The sequence below is a fragment of the Kitasatospora sp. NPDC097691 genome, from assembly GCF_040302665.1.
GTDB lineage: Bacteria > Actinomycetota > Actinomycetes > Streptomycetales > Streptomycetaceae > Kitasatospora.
This window is the reverse complement of record NZ_JBEORY010000016.1, coordinates 104486-117907: the sequence shown is the minus strand read 5'-3', so window position 1 is coordinate 117907 and position 13422 is coordinate 104486. Positions and strand designations below refer to the sequence as shown.

Annotated in this window: 14 protein-coding genes; 3 read left to right on the top strand and 11 right to left on the bottom strand. The window is 72.0% G+C overall.

The features are described 5' to 3' along the window. Nucleotides 1–31 precede the first annotated feature (31 nt). Together ABTY56_RS14535 and ABTY56_RS14530 are read right to left on the bottom strand one after the other, a co-directional pair. Nucleotides 32–280 carry an amphi-Trp domain-containing protein gene (locus ABTY56_RS14535; RefSeq protein ID WP_350629096.1) on the bottom strand — a complete coding sequence of 83 codons (249 nt, stop codon included), beginning with the start codon at nt 278–280 and terminating at the stop codon, nt 32–34. 161 nt (nt 281–441) lie between these two features. Then, nucleotides 442–1971, bottom strand: a complete 1530-nt coding sequence (locus ABTY56_RS14530) for an FAD-dependent monooxygenase (RefSeq protein ID WP_350629095.1) — start codon at nt 1969–1971, stop codon at nt 442–444. A 128-nt stretch (nt 1972–2099) separates the two neighbouring features. Between ABTY56_RS14530 and ABTY56_RS14525 the strand changes: the two genes are divergently transcribed. Beyond that, nucleotides 2100–2660 carry a TetR/AcrR family transcriptional regulator gene (locus ABTY56_RS14525; protein ID WP_350629094.1) on the top strand — a complete coding sequence of 187 codons (561 nt, stop codon included), beginning with the start codon at nt 2100–2102 and terminating at the stop codon, nt 2658–2660. Nucleotides 2661–2772: 112 nt separating this feature from the next. On the opposite strand, the gene ABTY56_RS14520 is transcribed toward ABTY56_RS14525, so the two are convergent. Genes ABTY56_RS14520 through ABTY56_RS14510 form a run of 3 tightly spaced genes read right to left on the bottom strand, consistent with a single transcriptional unit; the run spans nt 2773 to nt 4584 of the window. Then, nucleotides 2773–3219 (bottom strand): GlcG/HbpS family heme-binding protein, encoded by a 447-nt coding sequence (locus ABTY56_RS14520; protein WP_350629093.1) that lies wholly within the window; start codon nt 3217–3219, stop codon nt 2773–2775. 45 nt (nt 3220–3264) lie between these two features. Further along, complete coding sequence (locus tag ABTY56_RS14515; RefSeq protein WP_350629092.1) at nt 3265–3585, bottom strand: NIPSNAP family protein; 321 nt, start codon at nt 3583–3585, stop codon at nt 3265–3267. 30 nt (nt 3586–3615) lie between these two features. Beyond that, on the bottom strand, nt 3616–4584 hold the full coding sequence (locus tag ABTY56_RS14510) for an NADP-dependent oxidoreductase (RefSeq protein WP_350629091.1): 969 nt from the start codon (nt 4582–4584) through the stop codon (nt 3616–3618). Between the two features lie 139 nt (nt 4585–4723). Between ABTY56_RS14510 and ABTY56_RS14505 the strand changes: the two genes are divergently transcribed. Continuing rightward, nucleotides 4724–5101 carry a winged helix-turn-helix transcriptional regulator gene (locus ABTY56_RS14505; RefSeq protein ID WP_350629090.1) on the top strand — a complete coding sequence of 126 codons (378 nt, stop codon included), beginning with the start codon at nt 4724–4726 and terminating at the stop codon, nt 5099–5101. A 49-nt stretch (nt 5102–5150) separates the two neighbouring features. On the opposite strand, the gene ABTY56_RS14500 is transcribed toward ABTY56_RS14505, so the two are convergent. Then, nucleotides 5151–5531: a MerR family transcriptional regulator gene (locus ABTY56_RS14500; RefSeq protein WP_350629089.1), complete on the bottom strand. Its 381-nt coding sequence runs from the start codon at nt 5529–5531 to the stop codon at nt 5151–5153. A 116-nt stretch (nt 5532–5647) separates the two neighbouring features. Between ABTY56_RS14500 and ABTY56_RS14495 the strand changes: the two genes are divergently transcribed. Then, nucleotides 5648–6718, top strand: coding sequence for an alkene reductase (locus tag ABTY56_RS14495; RefSeq protein WP_350629088.1), 1071 nt, complete (start codon nt 5648–5650; stop codon nt 6716–6718). Between the two features lie 227 nt (nt 6719–6945). Here the strand turns inward: ABTY56_RS14495 and ABTY56_RS14490 are convergent, their stop codons facing one another. From ABTY56_RS14490 to ABTY56_RS14470, 5 genes are all read right to left on the bottom strand, one after another. Next, a complete protein-coding gene (locus ABTY56_RS14490; protein WP_350629130.1) occupies nt 6946–9348 on the bottom strand; it encodes a non-reducing end alpha-L-arabinofuranosidase family hydrolase in 2403 nt (800 codons plus the stop codon). A gap of 452 nt (nt 9349–9800) precedes the next feature. Further along, complete coding sequence (locus ABTY56_RS14485) at nt 9801–10610, bottom strand: hypothetical protein (RefSeq protein WP_350629087.1); 810 nt, start codon at nt 10608–10610, stop codon at nt 9801–9803. Then, nucleotides 10607–11137: a SigE family RNA polymerase sigma factor gene (locus ABTY56_RS14480; protein ID WP_350629086.1), complete on the bottom strand. Its 531-nt coding sequence runs from the start codon at nt 11135–11137 to the stop codon at nt 10607–10609. The genes ABTY56_RS14485 and ABTY56_RS14480 overlap by 4 nt, the downstream gene beginning before the upstream one ends. Before the next feature lie 131 nt (nt 11138–11268). Further along, nucleotides 11269–12294 (bottom strand): expansin EXLX1 family cellulose-binding protein, encoded by a 1026-nt coding sequence (locus tag ABTY56_RS14475; protein ID WP_350629085.1) that lies wholly within the window; start codon nt 12292–12294, stop codon nt 11269–11271. A 102-nt stretch (nt 12295–12396) separates the two neighbouring features. Beyond that, a complete protein-coding gene (locus ABTY56_RS14470; RefSeq protein WP_350629084.1) occupies nt 12397–13401 on the bottom strand; it encodes a LacI family DNA-binding transcriptional regulator in 1005 nt (334 codons plus the stop codon). Nucleotides 13402–13422 lie beyond the last annotated feature (21 nt).

Here is a 13422-nt window from a genome sequence, read left to right as displayed (position 1 = left end):
GTCGGCGGGCGGGTGCGGGCAGGTGCGGGAGTCAGTCGTCGGCGCTGCCCGGCTGTCCCGCCTTCCACGTCAGCTCGATCTCCAGCTCGATCTCGCCGTCCTCCAGCTCGACCTCGATCTCGGTGTGCAGCTCGTCGGGGATCCGCAGGGACAGCTTCCCGGGTCCGAGGTCCAGCTCGGCCTGCCCGCCGCGCCTGAGCGCCGCCGCCAGCGCGTCGAGCTGATCGGCGGCCTCGGCGCGGGTCAAGGTGCGCTTCTGCTTGAACTCAAGGTCCTTCATGGAGGCCTCCCGAGCCGGTCGAACACGGCAGCTACGGCCCATTCTCACGCCGCTGCCCGGCATCGGCCCGGCGGCAGCGGTGCGGTGCGGTGCGGTGCGGTCACGCGAATCCGGGCGGTGTCGGTGGAGGTGGTGGTCGAGGGCGTCGGGCTGCGGGACGGTCACCGGCCGGAGCGACCCGTGCCGTCCCCCAACCAGCGGATCAGGGCGGCTTCCAGGCCGCCCGGGCCGACGGGGTCACCGGCGGTCGACGCCCACGCCACGAAGCCGTCGGCACGGACCAGCAGGCCGTTCGCCCCGACGCCGTCCGCACGGCCCCGGACCAGCTCCAGGCGCCCGGCGTACCGCTCGGCGTACCGCTCCGCCGGGGCTGCCGGCCGGTCGTTCCCGCCGAGGTCGACGAGCAGCGCCCGGCCGGCACGGGTGTGGTCGGAGAGCCGGGTGCCGTCGTCCAGCCGGAGGTCGGGCACCGTCATGCCGACCAGCGGATGGCCGTTCCCCAGGTCGTAGCGCTGCCACAGGCCGGAGATCCGCTTCACGTAGTGGGTCGCCCCGTCCCGGGTGGCGAGGAAGTCGGTGGTCACGTCCCGGAGGGCACGGCTGTGGGCGTCGCCGCGCATCACGGCCACCTGGGCGCGGGTCCAGTCGAGCACCCGGGCGCCGATCGGGTGCCGTTCGCCGGTGTAGGTGTCGAGCAAGTCCTCGGGCGCCCACCCCTGCACGGTGGCGGCGAGCTTCCAGCCGAGATTGACGGCATCGCCGATTCCCAGGTTCAGGCCCTGGCCGCTGAACGGTGAGTGCACGTGGGCGGCGTCACCGCAGAGCAGCACGCGACCGCGCCGGTAGGTCGTCACCTGCCGCGCGTGGTCCGTGAAGCGGGTGCCGAAGGTGAGCGTGGTCATGCGGACGTCGGCGCCGCTGACGCGCCGCAGACTGGCCTCCATCTCGGCCGCGGTGAGCGGCGCCTCACGGTCCGCCGGGGGACCGTCCAGCTCCACGGTGCGCACCTGGCCCGGGCCCGGCCCGTGAACGTACACGCCGGTGGGAGTGTGCTGCCAGCCCCGCCCGAGGTGCTCCGCCCCCTCGACGGTGCCCACCGCGTGTCGGACCGTGATCTGCGGGTCCGTGCCGGGGAACTCGAAGCCCGCTCGGCGGCGGACGGTACTGCGGCCTCCGTCGCAGCCGACGAGCCATGCCACGCGCACGTCCTCCCCGCCGTGCAGGTGAACGGTGACACCGGCCTCGTCCTCGTCGAAGCCGCGGACCTCGACCCCGCGCCGGACCTCGACGCCCAGCTCCGCCGCACGCTCGCCGAGGACCCGCTCCACCTCGACCTGCGGGACCTGCACGTACCAGTCCGGGCCGCGTCCGCGCAGGGCGGGATCGTGCTCGTCGACGGGGCCGGACGGGACCTGGATCCCGCCGAAGTGCCCGACGAAGGGCGATCGCCTCCCGTCGGCCTGCAGCGGCTGCCTCCCCGCCACGGCCCGCATCGCGGCGAGCAGGCCACGCCGCTCGAAGGCCTCGGCGGTGGCCGTGTTGAACGCGCCCGCCTTGGGCGCGGTGTCCAACTCCGTCCGCCGCTCGACGACCACGACCCGGACGCCCGTCAGCCGAAGTTCCGTGGCCAGCATCAAGCCGACCGGGCCGGCACCCACCACGAGCACGTCGTGGTCCGTCGCTGTCGACATCCGGTTTCCCTCTCCCATGGACATCCGGTTCTCCTTACGGAACACCACTTAAGATAGAGAGATCTATCTTGTGACTCTCAGGCTAGGATGCCGAGATAAGAAAGGCAACTCTTTCCAAAGGGGTCCGGATGGCTGAGCGACGCCGCGGAGCGGCACTGGAGAAGGCGCTCCTCGACGCGGCCTGGGAAGAACTCGCGGACAGCGGCTACGCCGGATTCACCATGGACGCCGTCGTCCGGCGCGCGGGCACCAGCCCGCCCGTGCTCTACCGCCGCTGGTCGGGCCGCGACCAACTCGTCCGGGCAGCCATCACCCACGTCCTCGAACAGTCCCGGGTCGACGTGCCCGACACCGGCAGCCTGCGCGAGGACGTCCTCACCCTCATGCGGACGATCAACGCCACCCGCGTCCAGCTCGTCACCGTCATGAACGTCCACCTGGCCGGCTACTACCAGGCGACCGGCACCAGCCCCGGCGACCTCCTCACCGCAGCACGCGAGAACACCGCCGACGTCCTCTTCGACCGCGCCGTCGCCCGCGGAGAGGTCGACGAGGAACACCTCAGCGAACGCATCAAGGCCCTCCCCTTCGACCTCCTGCGCCACGAGATCCTCACGACCTTCGCCCCCGCGCCCGACCACGTCCTCGAAGAGATCGTCGACACGATCTTCCTCCCCCTCGTGCGCTGACCGCGGCACCCCGGCAGGCATCAACCTCCGGGAGCCGCTTGGCCGTTGGCCGTAGCCGGACGGGAGCGGAGCCTTCTGTGCTGGGCCCGTCGCATCGACGTTCGACGGGCGGTCAGCCCGTGGGCAGCTCGAACCCGAGGGCGGTCAACGCCTCTTCGGCAGCCTGCTGGTCCTGCTGGTAGCTGCCGCCGGAGATCCCGAGTCCACCGACGCACCTGCCGTCGTCGGTGATCGGGTAGCCGCCGCCGACCGCCATCAGCCGCGGATGGCCGGCCAGCGGCGCGACCTGCGGGTCGGCCAGGTAGCCGTTCCACACGTGGGTCGGGGTGTGGAAGGCGGCCGCGGTCCAGGCCTTGTCGACGGCGACCTCGGCGGTCAGGAACGGCGCACCGTCGGAGCGGTCGAAGGCCAGCAGGTGCCCGCCCTGGTCGGTGACGGCGACGGCGGCGGTGAAGCCGATCCGGGCGGCCGCCGCGTGCACCGCCGCGATGAGCGCGCCGGCGGCTGCCTGGGTGATCGAGCCGGTGGGGCCCGACTTCCGGAGTGTGTCAGTGGTCATGAACGGTCTCCTGTCTTGCTGTGGCGAACTGCTGCGGTCGCCCGGTCACCGCAGCGGTGAGGCGGGCGTGGGGGTGACGCGGGTGACGACGGAGTTCTCGGCGATCAGCAGTCCGTGGACCACGGGCCCGATCTCGTTCTTCCAGCGGTCGTGCCGGTAGACCGCCGCGTACAGCGCCTCGCTCTGGGCCACGTCCTCGAAGCGGCGGATCCACACGTAGCCGTCCTCGTCCTGGTCGTCGGTGAAGGAGGCGGTCACGTCCATGCCCAGTGAGGCCTGGAACGGGATGACCACGTCCTCCATGTAGCGCACCCACTCGTCCCGGCGTCCGGGCCGGGCCTGGTAGCGGCGGATCTCGTAGTACATGACGCTCCTCCAACTTCCTTGCAGAGGTGCTCAGTCGGTGACGGTCAGGACGAGCTTGCCGCGGGTGCGACCGGCCTCGCCGCGGGCGTGGGCCGTGCCGGCCTGCTCCAGCGGGAAGGTCTCCTCCACCTCGACGGCGACCTCGCCGGCGTCGATCAGGCCGGCGATCGCGGTCAGCGCCGCGCCGTCCGGCTCGACCAGGAACGGGGTCACCCGCACACCGGCCGCCTCGGCGGCCTGGGCCAGCTCCGGGGAGACGCCGGCCGGGATCGCGACCAGCAGGCCGCCCGGGCGCAGCACCTTCAGCGAGCGGGTGCTGGTGCTGTCGTGGGCGTCGCCCACCAGGTCGATCACCACGTCGACGTCCTCGACGGCGTCCTCGAACCGGGTGGTGGTGTAGTCGACGCTCTCGTCCGCGCCGAGTTCCTTGAGCCAGGGGTGGCGGGCGGCGCTGGCGGTGGCGATCACGTGGGCGCCCAGGTGTCGGGCGAACTGGACCGCGAAGTGGCCCACTCCGCCGGCCGCGGCGGTGACCAGGACGCGCTGGCCGGCCCGCACCCGGGCGGTGTCGACCACGGCCTGCCAGGCCGTCAGCGCCGCCAGCGGCACCGCGGCGGCGTGCACGTGGTCGAGTGTGGCCGGCTTGCGGGCCCACTGGCGGGCCGGCGCGGTCACGTACTCGGAGTAGGCGTTGGCGACGCGCGGGAACCACGGCATGCCGTAGACCTCGTCACCGACCTTCAGCGTGGTGACGCCGAAGCCGACCTCCTCCACCACGCCCGAAACGTCCCAGCCCAGCGTGAACGGCGGCTCACCCAGCAGGCCCGCCATGCCCGTTCCGCCGCGGGTCTTCCAGTCCACCGGATTGATCCCGGCCGCGTGCACCCGGACCAGCACCTCGGTCGGCAGCGGCACCGGCCGCGCCACCTGTGCGACCCGCAGCACCTCCGGGCCGCCGAAGGTGTCCTGGACCACCGCGCGCATCATGTCTGCGGACATGCGTCATCTCCTGAAACAGTGCTCTGGGGAAGGCCGTTGGCGGCTCTTCCCTGACGTCGACGACGCTATCCCCGTGGGTATGGTTACCTTCAAGGTCCACTACTTCCCATGGGGAAGTGACCTGGTGAGGAGCCCACGAATGACGACCACCTGCCCGAGCGGCCAGCACTCGCACCACGACGTCTACGCCGCCCAGTGCCCCTGCCGCGCCCTGCTCGACCTGCTCGCCAACAAGTGGTCGGCGCTGGCCATCGGCGCCCTCGAGGACGGCCCCCGGCGATTCGGCGAACTCCAGCGCAAGCTCCAGGGCGTCAGCCCCAAGGTCCTCACCCAGGCGCTGCGCCGGCTGGAGGACTTCGGCATCCTCGACCGCACCGTGTACCCCGCGGTCCCCCTGCACGTCGAGTACTCCCTCACCCCGCTCGGCCGGAGTGCCGCGGTCCCGCTCAACGCGCTCCGCGCGTGGGTCGAGGACAACATCGACCACGCGTACCGTCCCGAGCCGGTCGCATCGTAGGACGGTCGAACGCGACACGCGGCCCGGGCGGGAGCGGCGGGTGCCGGGCTCAGGCAGCGGCCACCGGCGGGCGCAGGCTCTCCCGGTGTGCCCGGGCCGCGGCCATCAGGGCGTCCAGGGCCTCTCTCGTGCGGGTGAGGTCGGCGATGTGGTCGTTGAGCCGGTCGCGCTCCTGGGCCATCCGTTCCAGCGCGGCGTCGGAGTTCTCCGTGCTGGGCGATTCGACGCACGGCAGCAGTTCGGCGATGGTGCGGCTGGACAGGCCCGCGGCGTACAACCGCTGGATGAAGGTGACCCGTTCGATCTCGTCGTCGGTGTAGTGCCGCTGCCCGCTGGCACTCCGGGTGCTGGTGAGCAGCCCCTGTTCCTCGTAGTAGCGCAGGGACCGGACGCTGACCCCGGCCCGTTCCGCGAGCTCCCCGATACGCATGCCGCCCTCTCCGCCGTGACCTGTGCCACATGGCTTGCCTCTGACATCGACGTGAGGTTTTAGCGTAGCTGCCGGGCCCGAAGGACGGGCGCCACGGAGCACGAAGGAGTCCCACGATGAGCCTCTTCGACAGCCATCGACTCGGTGACCTGACCCTGCCGAACCGGGTGGTGATGGCCCCGATGACCCGGGTCCGGGCAGCCGCCGACGGTCTGGCGACACCGTCGATGGCCACGTACTACGCCCAGCGGGCGACGGCCGGGCTGATCGTGTCCGAGGGGGTGCAGCCGAGCCTGATCGGGCAGTCCAACCCCGGGACGCCGGGACTGCACACCGCCGAGCAGACCGCCGCCTGGCGCCCGGTGACCGCGGCGGTGCACGCCAACGGCGGACGGATCTTCGCCCAGATCATGCACGGCGGGCGGGTCTCGCACCCCGACACCACCGGGATCCGGCCCGTCGGCCCCTCGGCCGTCCCCGCCACCGGTGACGTGTTCACCCCGACCGGACCCCAGCCCGCGCCCGTGCCCCGCGCCCTGGAGACCGCCGAAGTGCCCGAGCACGCCCGGTCGTACGCCGACGCCGCCCGCCGCGCCCTCGACGCCGGCTTCGACGGCGTCGAGCTGCACGGCGCCAACGGCTACCTGATCTCCCAGTTCCTCTCCTCCAACGCCAACCTGCGCACGGACCGCTACGGCGGCTCCGTGACCAACCGGATCCGCTTCGCCGTCGAGGCGGCGGCCGCCACCGTCGAGGCCGTCGGCTCGGCCAGGACCGGCATCCGCCTCTCCCCGGGCGGCACCTTCTGGGGAGTCGCGGAGAGCGACATACCCGAGCTCTACGCCGCCCTGCTGAGCGAGCTCGCCCGCCTCGACGTGGCCTACGTCCACCTCGAAGCCACCATCGCGGAGGACGTGCTCCTCGAACTGCGCCGCGCCTGGCCGGGCACCCTCATCGTGAACCCGACCGTCCCGATGGGCCCCAAGCAGGCCGGCCGAGCCGACGCCGACCACTGGCTGGCCCTGGGCGCCGACCTGATCAGCTTCGGCCGCGCCTTCATCGCCAACCCCGACCTGGTCGAGCGCCTGCGCCTGGGAGCGCCGATCGCCCCGGCGGACGAGGCCACCTTCTACCAGGGCGGCGACGCCGGCTACCTGACCTACTCGGCGTACCAGCACACGAACTGAGGCCGATCCACCGCGGCCGCTGCCGACGGGCCGCGGTGCCGACGGACCGCCATGCGCTCCCCCGAGGGGGCCGGCCCGGCTTCGAGCAGAGGAACCCCAGCCGACGCGCGGCTGGGGTTCCTCGACGCAGTGAGTGTCGGTCAGCAGTCGGAGTCACCAGTGCCGTAAGCGGCTTGCCTCCGTGCCGGCGAGCCGCACCCGATCTCGGTCACTGTGGATCGGGCGGGTCAGTGCTGGAGCGTGAGGAGGCTCGGGCGCCAGGGGAGTTGGTTGTAGGGGCCGGTGGCGTTGGGGGACTTGCCCTGGTAGAGGAGTTGGAGGTTGCAGGGGTCGATGGTCATGGTCTGGTCGGGGTTGTTGCGGATCAGGTCGCCGTGGCTGATGTCGTCGGTCCAGGCGGCGCCGCTGTTGGTCTTGCCGGCGAAGGGGTTGTTCTCGGTGGCGGCCTGCGGGGTCCAGGAGCCGCTGAGGCTGGTGGCGGTGAAGGAGCGGAAGTAGCGCTGCTCGTTCGCGCCCCGGGCCTCGACGATCATGAGGTACTGGTTCTGGTCCTTGACCTTGTAGACCTGCGGCGCCTCGAACAGGTTCTTCGTCGTGTCGCTCATGGCCGTCGTGTAGGACGAGCCGAAGGTGCCCGGGAAGTTCCCGATCGGCATGCTCGCGCGGTAGATGTTGCCGTTGTCACCGGCGAAGAACAGGTACATGTTCTGGTCGTCGGCGATCAGGGTCTGGTCGATCGGGCCGGTGCCGGAGTTGGGGATGCTGCCGGTGAACAGTGGCTGCGGTGCGGACCAGCCGTTGGGGTTGGTGGGGTCGCTGGACGTGCGGTAGACGAACGGCCACTGGCCCCACTGGTAGGCGAGCACCCAGATGTTCTTGGGCGCGAAGTAGAAGAGCGTGGGTGCCACCGCGGCCTGGCCCATCCCGGTCTGGGGGGCGGAGGCCATGTCCGACCAGTTGGTGAAGGGGCTGAACATCATCGAGCCGTACGAGGATCCCGACACGTTCGACGCGTACACCAGGTGCTTGCCGTTGTAGACGACGTCGGTGAAGTCCTTCACCGCGCCCCACCCGTTCGCCGGCTGCGCCAGCGCACCCGTCGAGGACCACCGGTAGGTCGACGGAAGGGCGCAGGTGCCGCCCGTCGAGGTCGGTGTGGGGGTGGACGAGCCGGACCCGGACGGCCTGAGGTTCCAGTGCTGGTTGGCGGCGCCCCAGGAGTCCCAGATCTGCACCGGAGTGCCGTTGTCGGTCTGGTTGCCGGGGGTCTCCAGGGCTCGGCCGCTGGCGACGTTGGTGAGTGTGTAGGAGCCGTCGCCGTTCTGGCTTGCCTTCCAGTGCTGGTTGGCGCCGCCGTTGGCGTCCCAGACCTGCAGCTTCGTCCCGTTGCCGGTCTGGCCACCCGGCTCGTCCAGGACCCGTCCGCTGGCGAGGTTGGTGAGCGTGTAGGAGCCGTCGCCGTTCTTGGTGGCCCGCCACTGCTGGTTGGTGGCGCCGCTGGCGTCCCACACCTGGAGCGGGGTGCCGTTGCCGTTCTGTCCCGCGTACTCGTCGAGGACTCGTCCGGCGGCGGCCACGGCGGAGAGTGTGTAGATGCTGCCGGAGGTGATGCCGCCGCCCGGGGTGCTGCCGCCGGCGCCGGCCAGGGTGGTGAGTACCGCGTTGTAGGCGGGCTTCCTGTTGCCGTTGTTGTCGAACAGCAGCGGGTTCTCGCCGGTGCGCCAGGAGTCGCTGTCGCGGATGCCCCAGACCGTGATGCCCGTGCAGCGAGGGACGTTGAGGCAGTCCTGGACGGCGTTGGTGTAGGCGGTGGCGGACGCCTGGGCGATGTCGAGTTCGGTGATCTGGACGTCCACGCCGAGCGCGGCGAAGCTCGACAGGGTGGTCCTGAAGCTCCCGGGCGGGCCGCCCGCGCCGAAGTGGCTCTGGAAGCCGACGCAGTCGATGGGTACGCCGCGGGACTTGAAGTCCTTGACCATGTTGTAGACGCCCTGGGTCTTGGCGTCGGACCAGTTCTCGATGCTGTAGTCGTTGTAGCAGAGCTTGGCCGAGGGGTCGGCGGTGCGGGCGGTGCGGAAGGCCTCTTCGATGAAGCCGTCGCCCAGTACGTTCTGGAACACGGAGTCGCGGTGCCGGCCGCTGCCGCCGTCGGCGAACGCCTCGTTGACCACGTCCCAGGCGTAGATCTTGCCCTTGTAGTGGCTCGCCTCCTGGGTGATGTGGTTGTCCATCACGCTGCGCAGGGTGTTGGCGTCGGTGGTGGACTTGACCCAGTCGGGCAGTTGGGAGTGCCAGACCAGGGTGTGGCCGCGCATGCGCTGGCCGTGCGCGGAGGCGTGGTTGACGATCGCGTCGCCGGGGGCGAAGTTGAACGACCCGCGGGAGGGTTCGACGGTGTCCCACTTCAGCTCGTTCTCCGGGGTGATCGCGTTGAACTCCCGGTCGAGGATGGTGGAGTACGTCGAGTCCCCGAGCCTGCCCGCGGCCACCGCCGTACCGAAGTAGCGACCACTGCCGGCCGCCGCCGCACCCAACGTGGTCGGCGTGGGGGCATTCGGCGTGAGTGCGGCTTGGGCGACCAGCGGTACGGCAGCACCCACGGCGGCGAGCACCACGGCGGTGGCGATCAGGCGGCGGGTTGCCGGACGGCGGCGATGAGAGCGGTTCTGATCTGGCAAAGGCTTGTCCTTCTGGCGCGGTGGGCCTTGGTTTCGGCCCCGGTTACCCGCCAGTTGCCGCTACGCACAGAAAGGTTGCCGTGATCGGGGAGGAATATTTCGTCGAGCCGGAGAGTGGCGCAGCCTTCGTCCCGTCGGGGCGAGGTTGCCCGGACCGCGAGGACGCCCGCCTGTGGCGGTCCCGGTTCCGTCGGGCTGCGCACCGGCCCGTGCCCTCACCGTCGGAGGCCTTCGTCCGGCCGGTGACACGAACATCGTCGCCGGCCTCCGCGACCACGCCCGGAACCCGAACCGTCCACTCGCCACGCTGGGCATCACGTGATCAAAACGGGACGGATCACCTGCACGACGCCACCCTGACCCCACCGTGCCGACCCTGCCCCGCCGACCCCATCGTGCCGGTCTCAGCCTGCCGGGCCGAACCCTCCCCAGACCGAGGCGGGGCCGCCGACCGACTGGGTGTCGACCCGGTAGCTGTCGTTCGCGGCGCTGCGCACGCCGGTGGCGTGGTTGAACTGGCCGGCGAATTCGTGCTGTCCGACCGGAACAGTGCGGCCCGGCTTGAGGACCCAGCGGTAGACCAGTGCGCCGCCGGACTCCTGGACGGTGACGGTGAAGTCGTCGCTCGGCAGGGTCCGCCAGTTTCCGGTGTCGCGCACGTCGCCGGTCTGCGCGATGCGCAGCTCGACGGTGAGCGAGGTGAGTGGTTGGGTGGTCCTCAGGATCAGGTTGTTCTGGCCCCAGTAGACGGTGCTGTGAGCGTCGATCGACCCCTCCGACCACAGCGGCCCGTTCTGGGCCCGGGGGCTCGCGGGCGGGGTCGGGCGTGCGGTGGGAGGGGTGGTGGCGGCGGGTGCCGGACCCGACGTGACCGGCGGGGCCGACGGCGTCGGCGAGGGTGTGACCGTCGGGGGGGCTGTGACCGACGGCGAGGGTGTGACCGTCGGGGAGGGGGCCGACGGGGCGGTGGTGGTCGTGTCCGACGGCGGCTGCGTCCGGGCGATGCCGGCCGCCGCGAAGGCACCGGTGGCCAGGATGCCGGCGGCGGCGAGGCCCGCGAGCGCGGCCTTGGGCCACGAGCGCAGGCCGGACCGCGCGCGGTGACGGGCGGCGGGGCCGGCGGCGCCGCGCTGCACGCGGGCGAGCATCCGCGCGCGGTCGGGCTGGTGACCCTCGGCGGCCTCGCGCAGCTGCCGGGCGATGTGCTCGTTCACCGGTTCCTCCTTCCTGTCGCCAGTTCACCGGCCGCTCGTGCGCCGAGCAGCTGTTCCAGTTCGGCCATGCCCTTCGAGCTCTGGCTCTTCACCGTACCGACCGATATGCCGAGCGCCGCCGCGGTGTCCTTCTCCGAGAGGTCGAAGGCGTGGCGCAGCACCACGCACGCCCGCTTGCGGAACGGGAGCCGGGCGAGTGCCGCCCGGACGTCCAGCACGGCCGCGACGTCAGGTCCTTCGGTCTTCTCCGGGCTGCGGGTCCAGAAGAGCAGGACCCGGCGCCGCTCGCGGACCGCGCTGCGGATCCGTGCGCGCGCCATGTTGGCGACCACCCCGCGGGCGTAGGCGAGCGGGTGGTCGGCCGCGCGGAGCCGGTCCCAGCGTTGCCACAGCGCGATCATGGCGTCCGCGGCGAGGTCGTCGGCGGCGTCCGTCTCACCGGTCAAGAGGTGGGCGAGACGGGCGAGTTCGGCGTAGTGGCGTTCGAAGAAGTCGTGGAACTCCGCGGACGCGTCATCGAGGAGCATCTCCCCCGGTCGCCCTCTCCCTGCAATGTGAGCGTTAACAACCGGCCTGAGCCTAGCAGTGCCCGTCTCCTGCGCGCGGCGGTGGTCGCCCCGGAGGGGCGTCCCCGAGGGCCGACGGGCGAGCTGTGCGGTCAATGCCGGGCGAACTGGACCTGGGTCGGCTGGACGACGTCCGGCTTCACCGCGATCCCGTCGACGGTCAGTTGCTCCCCGTAGATGTCGGTGATCCTGATCGGGCCGCCGCACCCGCTGCCGTCGGGGGAGAGGAAGTAGTTGTAGTCGGTGCGGGACAGCTGCCGCCAGCCGCCGCCGACCCGGACCTCCAGGGCGGCCACCGGGTTCCGGTGGCCGATCACCTGGATCCCGCACCACCACTGGCTGGACCCCGCCTTGTACCGGATCGACATCGTGGCGGGTGCCGTGCCGGGGCTCAGCAGCGTCCAGGTGATCGGGAGGCGGCCGACCGAGAGGTCGGCGAGCTTGCCGAAGGCCTCGTGGCTCAGGTCGAGCTGCCCGGGTTCGCAGGGCAAGGGGCACTCGTTGACGATCCGCACCGTGATGCTCGGTCCGTTGGCCGCGTGGACGAGCACGTACGCCCCGCACGCGTCGGACGTCTCGTAGTCGGTGTGGTTCATCGCCGCGACCATGAGGTCACCGGACGGGCCGAACGAGCAGGCACCGTTGCCGTCCGCGGCATCGTAGGACGTCGCGACGCCCTGGTGACTCGCCCCGGGCTTGATCCGTCCGGCCAGGGAGGCCGTGGCCGGTGCGGTGCGGGCACTGCTGGTGGCCGAGGGTGAGGGCGAGGGGGCGGTCGTGGTGGCCGACGGCCGTGTCGCGGCCGTGACCGACGGCGGGGGAGTGCCGGTGGCCGAGGGCGAGGGTGCGGGGCCGGCGGCTGTCGGTGCTGCGGTCGAGGACGTGGCGGCGGCCGGTGCGGTGGCGCCCGGCGGGTCGCCGGCCGGGGTGCCCGTCCGGGTGGCCGCGACGGACGCGGCGGCCGGTACCCCGGCGTCGGAGACGCCGCTCCCGCCGTCCGGCAGGAGTGCGAAGGCCAGGCACATCAGCGCACCGACCGCGATCAATGCCAGCGGTACGCCCATGACCAGCCCACGGCTGCGGTTCGACAGCGGGGCGGCGTGCTTCGTTGCTCTCATTCCCGTCCATTCGGTAGATCGACTCGGCGTCGCACCCACCAGTGGGCGCCGGGGACGGAAAGGTTGCCGTTCGAGCGAAACCTTTTCCGGCGCGGCGCACGCTCAGCCGGACGCCCGGACGACCAGCCGGGTGGGCAGCACGACCGATTCGCCGCGCTCCGGGTTGCGCAGCAGCAACTCCATGGCACGGGAACCGAGTTCTTCCACCGGCTGGCGGACCGTGGTCAGCCCCGGCCGGCACCGCGCCGCGACGGGGGCATCGTCGAAGCCGATCACCGCCACGTCCTCGGGTACCCGCAGGCCGTGTCGCCGCAGGGTCCTGAGGGCTCCCGCGGCCATCTGGTCGGAGGCGGCGAACACCGTGTCCACCTCGGGGCGCTGGTCCAGCAGCCACTGCATCGCGTGCTCACCGGAGGCGCTGCTGAAGTCGCCGAACGCCACGGCGGGCCGTGCCGCGGCCCTTGCGGCCATCGCCTGGTGGTAGCCGGCCAGCCGATCCGCGCCGGGGGCGGTGTCGGGCGGCCCGGCGATGGTGGCCACCGCGCGGCGCCCGGAAGCGCACAGCCGCCGTACCGCCTCTGTCGCGCCGACGAGGTTGTCCGCGTCCACGAACGCCACCGTGCCCGGCTCCGGCGGCCTGCCCAGCGACACCACGGGCACCCTGGCGGCGTGCAGCAGGCGGATGAGCGCGGTGTCCCCCCAGGGGCCGACCAGCAGCACTCCGTCGGCGTGGCCGCCGCACAGGTAGCGCACCAGCGGCGGTCTCCGGGAGCGCCTGGGCACGGTGAAGACGGCCGGTTCCCGCTCCGCGCCCGGAACGGAGCGTCGCAGCCCGGCCAGCAGCCGTTCGGGGAAGGCGTCCGCGTGGTACTGCAACGGATCCGCGAAGACCACGACGGCGACCACGCCGGTCTCCCGAGCGCTGGCCGCCCGTCGGCGGACGTACGCCAACTCGCGCGCTGCGTGTTCCAGCCGGGCCGCCACCTCCTTGGAGACCCGGGCGGAACGGTTCAGCACGCGGGAGGCCGTGGCGGTGGAGACTCCGGCGCGACGGGCGACCTCGGCCAGCGTCGGAGCGGGATCGTCGCCGTGAGGGGGTCGGGGCATGGGGCCGTCCTCGATCGGTCC